7 protein-coding genes are annotated in these 12494 nt (G+C 64.7%); 3 read left to right on the forward strand and 4 right to left on the reverse strand.

The window, feature by feature from the left end:
• Window positions 1–172 precede the first annotated feature (172 nt).
• Window positions 173–2266, forward strand: coding sequence for a 3-hydroxyacyl-CoA dehydrogenase NAD-binding domain-containing protein (locus tag BMZ48_RS09480; RefSeq protein ID WP_091534329.1), 2094 nt, complete (start codon window positions 173–175; stop codon window positions 2264–2266).
• An 18-nt stretch (window positions 2267–2284) separates the two neighbouring features.
• Window positions 2285–3463, forward strand: coding sequence for an acetyl-CoA C-acyltransferase (locus tag BMZ48_RS09485; protein WP_091534332.1), 1179 nt, complete (start codon window positions 2285–2287; stop codon window positions 3461–3463).
• A gap of 99 nt (window positions 3464–3562) precedes the next feature.
• Here BMZ48_RS09485 and BMZ48_RS09490 read toward each other — a convergent pair whose 3' ends face one another.
• The 4 genes from BMZ48_RS09490 to BMZ48_RS09505 form a co-directional block, all read right to left on the reverse strand.
• Complete coding sequence (locus tag BMZ48_RS09490; protein ID WP_091534334.1) at window positions 3563–6040, reverse strand: acyl-CoA dehydrogenase; 2478 nt, start codon at window positions 6038–6040, stop codon at window positions 3563–3565.
• Window positions 6041–6067: 27 nt separating this feature from the next.
• Window positions 6068–6733 carry a TetR/AcrR family transcriptional regulator gene (locus BMZ48_RS09495; protein ID WP_091534337.1) on the reverse strand — a complete coding sequence of 222 codons (666 nt, stop codon included), beginning with the start codon at window positions 6731–6733 and terminating at the stop codon, window positions 6068–6070.
• Between the two features lie 283 nt (window positions 6734–7016).
• Window positions 7017–8780 carry an alkaline phosphatase D family protein gene (locus BMZ48_RS09500; protein ID WP_091534340.1) on the reverse strand — a complete coding sequence of 588 codons (1764 nt, stop codon included), beginning with the start codon at window positions 8778–8780 and terminating at the stop codon, window positions 7017–7019.
• A gap of 132 nt (window positions 8781–8912) precedes the next feature.
• Window positions 8913–11075, reverse strand: a complete 2163-nt coding sequence (locus tag BMZ48_RS09505; protein WP_091534343.1) for a prolyl oligopeptidase family serine peptidase — start codon at window positions 11073–11075, stop codon at window positions 8913–8915.
• 237 nt (window positions 11076–11312) lie between these two features.
• On the opposite strand from BMZ48_RS09505, the gene BMZ48_RS09510 reads away from it, so the two are divergent.
• The gene (locus BMZ48_RS09510; RefSeq protein WP_159431151.1) at window positions 11313–12452 is read left to right on the forward strand and encodes an OmpA family protein; all 1140 of its coding nucleotides are present in this window, start codon (window positions 11313–11315) and stop codon (window positions 12450–12452) included.
• Window positions 12453–12494: the final 42 nt, after the last annotated feature.

Genomic DNA, 12494 nt, shown 5'->3' on the forward strand with positions numbered 1-12494 from the left:
ATGCGCATCACCGGCAAATGAAACGCGCGCATCGAAGCCGATAAGTCTTGCGCATGCCCCCAGCCCCCTGCGCATTCCTATGCCTTATGGAAAGCAATGCGGACTTTTCATTTGTGCGGATGCCATGCCACGCCTACGCTCGTGGCCTCCCCCGTTGCGACGAGGTCATGCGATGAGCGTCAGCCACTATCGGGTGCACGGCCAGATCGCCGTGATCGCGATGAACCATCCGCCGGTCAATGGTCTTGGACTTGCGCTGCGGCGCGCGCTCCTCGACGGTCTCGACCGCGCCGAGGCCGACCCTGCGGTCCGTGCCATCGTCCTGATCGGAACCGACAAGGTCTTCAGCGCCGGTGCCGACATCCACGAATTCAACTCGCCGCTGATGCGGGCAGAACCCACCCTGCACACGCTCATCGATGCGATCGAACGCGGCACAAAGCCGGTGATCGCGGCGATTGCCGGGGCCTGCATGGGCGGCGGGCTGGAGCTGGCGCTGGGCTGTCATTTCCGCATCGCGCGCGCCGATGCACAGATCGCGCTGCCGGAGGTCAAGCTCGGCCTTCTGCCCGGCGCCGGCGGCACGCAACGCCTGCCGCGTGCCGTCGGCGTCGAAACCGCGCTCAATCTGATCGTCTCCGGCGCCACGGTGCCGGCGCAGCAGCTTTCGCAGACAGCGCTGTTCGACGCCCTGGTTGCCGACGATCTGGCAAGCGGTGCTCTTGCCTTTGCAGAGAAAATCCTGGCCGAAGGCATAGCGCTCAAGCGCATCCGCGATCTGCCGTGCACGCATCCGGACGCCGAGGCGTACTTCCAGTTCGCGCGCCACCATGTGCGCAGCAGCGCCGGGGCGTTTCCGGCGCCGCTCAAATGCATCGACGCCGTGGCCGCGGCAGTAACCAGCCCGACCTTCGACGCCGGCCTCGCCGCCGAGCGCGAGGCGTTTGCGTATCTCGTGCAGACGCCGGAGTCCAAGGCCCTGCGCCATGTCTTTTTTGCCGAACGCGCCGTCACCAAGATTCCGGACGTACCGGAGGACACACCGACCCGACCGATCAAGACCGCCGCCGTGATCGGCGCCGGCACGATGGGCGGCGGCATCGCGATGACCTTCGCCAATGCCGGCATCCCGGTCAGCGTGCTGGAAATCAAAGCCGAGGCGCTGGAGCGCGGCCTGGCCACCATCCGCAAGAACTACGAATCCCAGGTCAAGAAAGGCAAGCTCGGCGCAGACGCGCTCGCCGCCCGCATGGCGCTGATCCAGCCGACGCTGGATTACGCCCACATCCGCGACGCGGACATCGTCATCGAGGCGGTCTTCGAAGACATGGACGTGAAAAAAGCCGTGTTCGAGAAACTCGACGCGGTGATGAAACCCGGCGCGATTCTCGCAACCAACACTTCGACGCTGGACGTCAACCGCATCGCGGCGTTCACGACACGCCCTGAGGACGTCGTCGGCACGCATTTCTTTTCGCCGGCGAACGTGATGCGTCTGCTCGAGATCGTGCGCGGCGAAAAAACCGCGAAAGACGTGCTCGCCACGGTGATGAAGCTGGCGAAGACGCTCAAGAAGCTGCCGGTGGTCGCGGGCGTGTGCGATGGCTTCATCGGCAACCGCATGATCCACCGCTACAGCGCCGAGGCGATGCGCATGCTCCTTGAGGGTGCGCTGCCCCAGCAGATCGACCAGGCAATCGAACGCTGGGGGATGGCGATGGGGCCGTTTCGCATGTCGGATCTCGCTGGCAACGATGTCGGCTGGCTGATCCGCAAGCGCCATTACGCCGAACGCCCGCAGATGCCGCGCGCCGTGATCGCCGACCGTCTGTGTGAGCGCGGTCGCTTTGGCCAAAAAACCGGCAAGGGCTGGTATGCCTACCGGACCGGCGACCGCACCGCGTACCCGGATCCGGAAGTCGAGCAACTCATCGTCGATGCCCGCCGGGAAGCCGGCATCGCGCCGCGCCGGATCGACGATGGCGAGATCGTCGAACGCCTGATCTACGCGCTGGTCAACGAGGGCGCGCGCATTCTCGAGGAAGGCATCGCACTGCGCGCATCCGACATCGACATGGTCTATCTCAACGGCTACGGCTTTCCGCTGCACCGCGGCGGCCCGATGTTCTACGCCGACACCGTCGGGTTGTACACCGTCGCCCGGCGCATGCGTGCGTTTGCGCGCCAGCCTGGCGCGGATGCGGCCTTCTGGACGCCGGCACCACTGCTGGAAAGACTCGCTGCCGAAGGCAAGACGTTCAACTGATCACGCCGGGAATCGAACATGACCGACGCCGTCATCGTCTCCGTGGCCCGCACGCCGTTTGCCAAATCCTGGCGCGGGGCCTTCAACATGACCCATGGCGCCACGCTCGGCGGCCATGTGGTGCGCCACGCGATCGCCCGTGCCGGACTCGAACCCGGCGAAGTCGAAGACGTGATCCTCGGGTGCGCTTATCCGGAAGGTGCCACCGGCAACAACATCGCGCGCCAGGCCGCGATCCGCGCCGGCTGCCCGGTGACGGTGCCGGGCATGACGGTCAACCGTTTCTGCTCGTCCGGATTGCAGACCATCGCGATCGCTGCGCAACGCGTGCTCGCTGGCGAAGGTAGCATCTACGTCGCCGGCGGCGTGGAATCGATTTCCTGCGTGCAGAACGAACGCAACACGCACATGACGCGCGAGGGCTGGCTCGCCGAACACAAACCCGATCTGTATCTGCCGATGCTGCAGACCGCGGAAATCGTGGCGCGGCGCTACGCCATTGCGCGCGAACGGCAGGATGCCTATGGCGCCCGCAGCCAGCAGCGCGCCGAGGCCGCACGCGCCGCCGGCCGGTTCAAGGAAGAAATCGTGCCGATCACGGTCAGGTCCGGAATCGTCGATCCGCAAACCGGCATGCTGCTCACCCGCGAGGTGACGGTCAGCGAGGACGAGGGCATCCGCCCCGGCACGACCTACGAGGCCATTGCGAAGATCAAACCGGCGCTGCCCGGCGGCGTCATCGCCGCCGGCAATGCCAGCCAGTTCTCGGATGGCGCAGCCGCCTGCGTGGTCATGGATGCGCGGCTTGCGGAGAAACGTGGACTCACGCCGCTCGGGATCTTTCGCGGCTTTGCCGTCGCCGGCTGCGAGCCGGACGAGATGGGCATCGGCCCGGTGTACGCGGTACCGCGCCTGCTCGCACGCACCGGCGTGAAGATGGACGACATCGGCCTGTGGGAATTGAACGAGGCCTTCGCCGTACAGGTGATTTACTGCCAGGACCGGCTTGGCATCCCGGACGACCGGCTCAATGTTGACGGCGGCGCAATCGCCTTAGGACACCCGTATGGTGTTTCCGGCACACGCCTGGTCGCTCACGCCTTGATCGAAGGCAAGCGCCGGGGCGTGAAATACGTCGTCGTCACCATGTGCATCGGGGGCGGCATGGGCGCCGCCGGGCTGTTCGAGGTGGTGTAAGCGCGCCCGCCATACATACCGGACACAAGAAAGCCGGACGGCGCTGCCGTCCGGCTCATGGTCGTGGGTCCGCCAGTCGGCCGAAGACCGACGCGACGCTCACGCCACGCGCGCGCGAAGCGCGGCCTGATTGATGTCCTCACCTCGTTCGGCGGCATAGTCGCCGGCAATGTAGGCCGGACTGAAGTCGTCGGTGAGGATGACGTCGTAGCGCACGGTGTCGTATGCCTGGGCTTGCTCAGCCTCCGCCGGCGTCATCAGGCCGCGCGCGACGGCGTTGCGCAGGCGTTCGGCGACGGTATCGCCCTCGAGCTCACCTTTGGCCGCGAGTCGGTAGAACTTCTGGTACGCCGCCTCGGTTTTGCGTCCCACCGCCCAGGCGTGCTCCATGCGGCCGATCGGATCGTTCACCCCGCCGTTCTTGAACACCAGCCAGGACAGGCGCTCGCGCACGTCGGTGTCTTCGAGAATCAGATCGGCAACCTGCGCATTGCGTGCGTCCGAGACGGGTTTGACGTGATTGCCGAGCGGGAACACGACGGTGCGCATGACCCAGCGTGCCCAGGCCACCGGGAAGTTGCGGAGAAAACCGTCGAAGGCGTGGGCGATTTCATATTGGCAATGGTCCAGCGCCCAGCGTGCATGGGCGAGCTCCGCCTGCGTTTTCGGCCCTTCGAGGTAAAACTTGGCGACACAGGAAGCGATGTAGAGCTGGCTCAGCACATCGCCCAGACGGGCGGACAGGCGCTCCATGAACTTGAGCTTGCCGCCGAGTACACCCATCGTCAGATCGGCGCAGAACGCAAGCGCCGCAGAGAAGCGCTCCATCCGCCGGAAATAGGGTGCAAGCTCGCCATCCACCGGCGCGCGGGCCAGCCGCGCACCGGTCAAGCCCAGGGTGAAGGCGCGCACCGCGCGGTTGATCGAAAAGCCGATGTGCCCGAACAGTAGCCTGTCGAAGGCGGCAAGATCGTTCTCGCGTGCGGCTTCCATCTCCGGAAACACGTAGGCGTGGCAGCGAATCGCCCCCTGGCCGAAGATCATCAGATTGCGCGTGAGAATGTTCGCGCCCTCGACCGTGATCGCCACCGGCGTCGCCTTGTAGGCCGTCGCCATGAAATTGCGCGGCCCCTGCTGGATCGCCCTGCCCGCCATCACGTCCATGCCGTCGTTGATGGTTTTGCGCATCATCTCGGTCATGTGGTATTTGGCGATCGCCGTCACCACCGACGGCGCGCAATGATCGACGGCGGAAGCCGTCATCACCCGCATCGCTTCCAGGATATATGCGAAGCCGGCGATGCGACCGGTGGCTTCCTGGACGCCTTCGAACTTGCCGATCGGCACCTTGAACTGCCGGCGGAAGCGGCCATAGACACCGGTCATGCGGTAGGCGGTCTGGCCTGCCGCGGCGGCGAGCGCCGGCAACGAGATGCCGCGGCCAGCCGACAGGCATTCCACCAGCATGCGCCAGCCCTTGCCGGCCATTGCCGGCCCGCCGATGATCCAATCCACCGGGATGAACACGTCGCGCCCGTGGATCGTGCCGTTCATGAACGCCGCGCCCGGATAGTGGCGGCGGCCGATCTGCACGCCCGGGTGCTTGGCCGGAATCAGCGCGCAGGTGATACCGTAGTCGGTCTTCGACGGATCGCCGAGCAAGCCGTCGGGATCGCGCAGCTTGAACGCCAGGCCGATGACCGTCGCCACCGGGGCCAGTGTGATGTAGCGCTTGGAGAAATTGAGCCGGATGCCGAGTACCCGCTGCCCCTCGTGCTCGCCGTAGCAAACGATGCCGAGATCGGGCATCGCCGTGGCATCGGAACCGACCTCCGGACCGGTGAGGCCGAAGCAGGGTATCTCCTTGCCCGAGACCAGACCCGGCAACCAGCGCTGTCTTTGCGCCGGCGTCCCGTAGTGCATCAACAGCTCGCCCGGCCCCAGCGAATTGGGCACCATGACCGTCACCGCCAGCGTGATCGACTTGGTCGCAAGCTTGGTCACGACCGCCGACTGCGCGTTCGCGGAAAACCCGAGGCCGCCATATTCCTTTTTGATCAGCATCGCGAGAAATTTCCTCTCGCGGATGAAGTTCCACACCGCCTCCGGCAGATCTTTCTGCTCGAATTCGACCTTCCAGTCGTCGCAGAGCTTGCACAGCGCCTCGCACTCATTGTCGAGGAAGGACTGCTCCTCGGGTGTCAGCGGCGTGTACTTAAAATCGAGCAGCTTGCTCCAGTCGGGGCGACCGCGGAACATCTCGGCCTCCCACCAGGTATCGCCGGCCTCCAGCGCCTCGCGCTCGGTTGCGGACATCTCCGGCAAAACCTTCTTGAACGCAGCGAAGATCGGCCGGGTCACGAGCATGCGGCGCAGCGGGCGCAGGTTCAGCAGCAGCGCAAGCGCGGCATACACCCCACCGGCAATGGCCAGCCCACCCGCACCCAGCACACCCAGCAGCTTGAGCGCGATCAACAGCAAGCCCGCAGCGAGAGTCCAGACGATCAGCGGCGCGCCGACGTAGGCCAAGCCCCAGACGGCGAGGAGTGCGATCAGCGCGAAGATCTGGATAGACATGCGACTCTCCGGTGAAAAGACCCCAGTTCAAGCCCCCCCGCCGGGCCGCTGCAGCGGCACCACGTGCGGGTGGTCCTCCTGCGCACCCTTGTGTTCGCCCTTGTCCGCGCCATCGCGCGGAATCAGCGTCTTGATCATCAGCTTTAGGTATTCGTTGAACTGCGCCCCGGTCGGCATCAGCTCGGGCGTGTCCCGGCGGATCTGCAGATTGCCCATGAAGGTCGCGTAGGCGAACCGCGCCCAGTGCTGGGCCCGGACCGGATCGAACCCGAGCGCCGTGTAGCACTGCACCAGATAGTTCATGCGCTTCTCCGACACGCGCTGCACGAACTCGCGGACCAGCGGATGATCCTCGGCCGCGGCAATCGCCAGATACAGACGGCCCGAACGATAGCCGGCATTGGCCTCCTTGAAGACCTTGACGATGCGCGCATACGGATCGGGCTCGTCACCGACACGCGCGAGCACCTCCTCGGTCTCGCGGCGCTCCCACAGCTCCAGAGCGGCGCGCAGCAGCGCCTCGCGGTTGGGGAAATGCCAGTAGAAGCTCCCCTTGGTGACACCGAGCCGGCGCGCCAGCGGCTCCACCGCCACCGCATCCAGCCCGCCGGCGGCCATGGCGTCGAGCGCAGCGCGCGCCCAATCCTCGGCGGTCAGACTGGGCTTGGCATCGGCTGCAGTCGTGGTTTTCATGCGCAGTACCCGGACACCGGATCGGTATCGGCAGTCTATCCATACGCATGCGTATGGCACAAGGCAGAGCCGTCGCCCCTCTCTGGCGCTACGGCCAACTGCTTGCCATGAACACACAGCTTTTTCAGCGGATTTCCGGCTTGCGAAAGTCACGGAAACGGGATGTCGGACTCTCTGCCAGCACGAGGGGTACGGGGGATATCTTTCCGCACATCGGCCAAGCCGACCCCCACCGCGGGTTCGAGCGGGTAAAACCTATGTAGCTACCGACCCGTTCAGCCGATCACGGCACCAGCGGCGGCGGGTTGGGCTTGGCCGTGGTGCGCACCGCAGCGGGCGTGAGCCGCTGGCTGTTCACCAGCGTTTGCAGCATCACCGGATCCGGGGTCTCGGGCGCGTTTTGGATCTGAGGATTGGCGTAGTACCACTCGGCCTGCACGCGTTCTGCGGAGATATCCATGAGCAGATACCCGTTCGGCCCCTCGTTGGCGTGCTTCATATGCGGGTTGAAGGGCCGGATGGCGTTCCAGATCGGCAGCGGAACGTTGGCGATGGCACCGCAGCACAGCTCGACACCCAGTGACCCTTCCCCGGTCGCCGGATTGTAATGTTGTGGATCGTTGCCGTTGCGCGGCAGATCGCAGGCGATCACCGCGTGGATGTCACCGAAGATCATCACCACGTTCTGGATGTTGTTCTGCTCGATGCAGTCGAACACCGCGTTGCGGTCGAAGCGGTAGCCGTCCCAGGAATCCTCGTTGAGAAAGCAGCTCTCGTTCATCCCCACCGGCGAGAGCGGGCTGGTGCAGCCCTCCACTGGATTCGCCGGCAAGCGCAACGGGGCAAAGCCCACACCGTTGGCGACCACTTTCCAAAGCGCAGTGCGACGGGGCAGTTCTTGCAGAAACCATTCGCGCTGCTCGGCGCCGAGGATGGTCTGTTCTTCAGAGACGATGTCCACGCCATTCTGCGGCGCCCGACCCGCCAGTCGGGTATCCAGCAGGATGAAATCGATCAGGCTGCCGTAAGGGATCGTGCGGTAGATCCGCCCCAACCCCTCGGGCAACAGCCCCCGCTCGCCGGTGGACGGGCAGGTGGCCCCAGGGCCTTCCTTGGGGGCATCGAAGCCCAAGCCGTTGTCGCGGATAGGCATCCACTCGAAGTAGGCGCGAAGCGCCCAGCCCATGCGTTCTTCCCAGCAGCCCTCGGCGCCCTCGGTGTGGTTGTTGGCGCCGGTGCGGTAGCTGTTGTCGGTGGTTTCGTGATCGTCCCAGGTGGTGATCCAGGGATGCTGGCGATGCGCTTCCTGTAGATCGGGGTCGGACTTGTACTGCGCGTGCCGCTCGCGGTAGTCGGCCAGCGTGAGAATCTCCCGATCCGGCTGGTGCTGACGGATCTCGCCGCCGCCAGTTTCGTAAAGGTAGTCCCCGAGGTGAATCACCAGATCCAGATCGGCGCGCACGCCAATGTGCCGGTAGGCGCTGAAGAAGCCGAACCCATAGTTGCTGCACGAAGCGACGGCGACCCGGATCCGATCCACCGCATCGGTGATGGCAGGCGCGGTCTTGGTGCGCCCGATCGGCGAACGCACCACGCTGCCGTCGGCCCGTGTCACGCTGAATTGATAGTAGTACGTGGTATAGCTGCGCAAACCCGTGGGGTCCACCTTCACGGTGTAGTCCCGCTCCGGCCCGGTGACGAAGCGGCCGCTGCGCACGGGGTTGGCGAGATCGGGCGTGAGACTCAGCACCCAGTCCACCGCGATCGCGGCCACCGGCTCAGCGGGCGTCACGCGGGTCCAGAGAATCACCCGGTCCTCCCGCGGGTCGCCGCTGGCCACACCATGAAGGAAAGAAAGCCCCACCGGCGGCGGTGCCGGCACCCCCGGATTCCCCACCCTTTGCGCGAGCGGATCGCTATTCCCGCAACCGGACAGCGGCGCTGCGGCGGAAACCGCCCCCAGCGCGGCGAGCTGTTTGAGAAACCGCCGCCGGCTGAGCGGCGGGCGAGGCATTGCCAGGAATCGACGGCGATGACGGGCACCCATGGCTCGACATTTCAGTTCGACGACGCTCGGAGCTTACCTCCCAGCCATGACAGTTCAGCGAAAGCCGGCGGCCTTCGGAAATCAATTCGATCTGCACACTCTGCCTCGGCGACCGCCACCCAGTTCACACCCTCAGTGCCGGGCCGGAGCGGAGTGTCCCCCCGTGTAGTAGCGCATGAATGCGAGCTTGTCCGCCTCTTCCTCGATCAGTTTGCCAATCGGCTTGCCTGCGCCGTGTCCTGCTTTGATATCGATGCGGATCAGGATCGGCGCATCACCGGCCTGGGCATGTTGCAATGCGGCCGTGTACTTGTACGAATGGCCGGGCACGACGCGGTCGTCGTGATCGGCCGTGGTGACGAGTACGGCCGGATAGCGCGTGCCGGGCTTGATCGTATGCAGCGGCGAATAAGCGTACAGATACTTGAAGCCTTCTTCGGTCTCGGCGGTGCCATAGTCGCTGGCCCAGGCCCAGCCGATCGTGAAGCGGTGATAACGCAGCATGTCCATCACGCCCACTGCCGGTAGTGCTGCGGCGAACAGCTCGGGATGCTGGTTCAAGGTCGCACCGACGAGCAGCCCGCCATTGGAACGGCCGCTGATCGCCAGATGCCGGGGCGAGGTGTATTGCTGGGCGATCAGGTATTGGGCCGCCGCTGCGAAGTCGTCAAAGACGTTTTGCTTGCGCTCGCGCGTGCCAGCCTCATGCCAGGCACGGCCATACTCGCCGCCGCCGCGTAGGTTGGCCTGCGCGAATATTCCGCCGCGCTCCATCCACACGAGATTAGGCACCGAGAACGTCGGCGTCAGCGGAATATCGAAGCCGCCATAGCCATACAGATGCGTGGGATTTTGGCCATCGCGCTTGAGTCCGCGTTTGTACGAGATGAACATCGGAATCTTCGTGCCGTCCTTGGACGGATAGAAGACCTGCTCGGTCACGTAATCGTCCGGATTGAACCGCAGCTTGAGCGGATGGAACACCGCGCCGCGGTTCTTGCTGAGGTCATATACATAGTTCGTCGCCGGACGGTTGAATGATGCAAAGGCGTAGAACAGTTCTGGATCCCCGAACTGGCCCCGGATCTGCACGCCGCCGAAGTTCAGATCCGGCACGCTGCCCAGCCCCGGCAGGGCAATCTCGCCGCGCGGTGTGCCATCGAGCGCAAAACGGCGCAGACGCGAGGTGGCATCACGCATGTACAGGGCGACGATGCCATCACCGGCGAACAGTGCGTGCCGTAGCGTATCGGCCTGTTCGGGGACGATCGAGCGCCAGGTGCGGTCGGGGTCGGCAAGATCGACGGCCGCGATGCGGCCACGCTCGACACCCTGGCTGGTGCGGAAATACAGCACGCTGCCGACATTGCCGATCAGCGCGTACTCGGCCTCGAAGTCATCGACGAGCTTGATCACCGGGGCATCGAGCCTGGGGCGCTGCGGATCGCCGAGATCCTTGACATAAACCCGGTAGGCATTCTCCGATCCCCGCCAGATCGTGATCACGAGCCAGCGGCCATCGTCGGTGACCTCGGGGACGAATCCCCATTTCGGCTCCTGCGGCGTTTCGAAGATGAGCAAGTCTTCGGACTGCGGCGTCCCAACGCGGTGGTAGTAGAGCTTTTGGTGAGCCAGATCGTCGAAGGTGCCGGCAGCCGCGCCCTCGGGCGGATCGGGATAGCGCGAATAGAAAAAGCCCTTGGCATCCCGGGTCCAGGCGATGCTCGAAAACTTGATGCGTACCAGATGATCAGGACCATCCTTGCCGGTGGCGATGTCGCGCACCCGGATCTCGTTCCAGTCAGAACCCGAGGTCGCCGTCGCATAGGCGAGCCAACGTCCATCCGGCGAAACTTCGTAATCGGTCAGCGCCACGCTGCCGTCGGCCGCCAGTAAATTGGGGTCGAGCAGAGCCCGCGGCCTGGCCTTACGGCCGTCCTGGACATACAGCACGGACTGGTTCTGCAAGCCATCGTTGCGCCGAAAGAAATAACGGCCGGCGCGCTTTTCCACGACCTCGTAGCGCTCGAAATTCCACAGCTCGGTCAGGCGCCGGCGCAGCGCCTCACGCTCGGGCAAGCGGGCGAGAAACGGCAAGCTCAGCGCATTCTGAGCCTCGACCCAGGCGCGGGTCTGCGGCGAATCCACGTCCTCGAGCCAGCGGTAGGGGTCCGGCACCGGCGTGCCGAAATAGTCATCGACCACCGGCCCGCGGGGGGTGTCGGGGTAGTCGAGCGCATGGGCGGTCGGTGCGGCGGTCACAGCGACGAGAAAACAAACAAAGGCTCGGATCATGGATGGTCAAAGTTCGCGCCTGCGAGCGCATCCGGGATGGACGTTGCGCTATATTGCGGATCGCACAAGCCCTTGAACAGTCGGAACGCCCCTCAGCAAGCCGCTCTGAAGCCGACCCTTCGGACCTCGAAAAACTACGCATGCCGGCATCGCTTGGCACGGATGGCCAATGCAACTCCAATGATGCGGTTTCTGGGCGTCGGATTGATAATACGCGTACAAGCCGCGGGGGATCCTATGAAGCATGTAGTCAACGCAGTACTGGGGTTGATGCTGTGCGTGGTCGCCCATGAAGCGTCAGCAGATGCGCCTCCGAATTACGTCAGCGTCATGGGCAGCTATGTCGTCACCGACGATGCGCGCGGCACCGACGAAGGAGTGGGTTGGCACGTACTGCATGGCAGCCCGATCAACGAATGGCTGTCGCTCGAGCTCAACCTCTTCGGCCACCGCGCCGATCACACGTTGGACAATGCCCGTGACAATGTCGTCGGTGGCGGTCTCGACCTGAGCTACCTGTATGGCTCCCGTCGATTCGGCGCCTTCATCCTCGGTGGAGTGGGCGGCGCCTGGGAGGATCTCGGAAACTCGCAGGAAATATCCCCTTATTTCGACTTGGGAGTGGGTTTGCTGCTCGGCAGAGAGGCGTTGCAACTCCGTCTAGAAGGCCGTTATTACGCCACCCTCGACAACGATCTCTACCCCGATGAGCGCGCAATTTTTGATGCGCGCTTCAACGCCGGGCTGATGTATGCGTTGGGCGCCACCGAAACGGTCAGACCGCCACCATCACCCCCGCCGCTGATTCCGGCACCGAATCCTCCGACACAAATCCCCATCGCGTCCGATTCCGATGCGGACGGCGTCGCCGACAGCCAGGACCAATGCCCCGGCACGCCCGCAGGTACCGCCGTCGGTACCGACGGCTGCCCGCTGGACGAAGACGAAGACGGTGTACTCAACACCGTGGATGCCTGCCCGCGCACCCCGCCGGGCTTCGCCGTCGATGAAACCGGTTGCGTCCGCGCCGAGCAAACGATCGTCATACTCGAATCGGTCCACTTCGAATTCGATTCAGCCAAGCTCACCCGGGAAGCGCGGATGCGTCTGGACCGGATCGCCGATGGGCTGAATGCCCAGCCCAGCATGCGCGTGGAGATCATCGGCCATACCGACGCCATCGGCTCCGATGCGTACAACGACAAATTGTCGCTGGCACGCGCCGCTTCGGTGCGCGAATTCTTGGTCTACCGCGGCGTCGCTCGGGACCGCCTCGAAGTCGTTGGCCGCGGCGAGCGGCAACCGATCGCCGACAACGAAACCGAGGAGGGTCGCGCGCGCAACCGACGCGTCGAGTTCCACATCCTCAGTCAATGAGGGATGGGCAATCCCGGCGCACGGGGCGCCGGGGTTGGGTTG

Source organism: Fontimonas thermophila, assembly GCF_900113085.1.
Classification (GTDB): Bacteria; Pseudomonadota; Gammaproteobacteria; order Nevskiales; family Nevskiaceae; genus Solimonas; species Solimonas thermophila.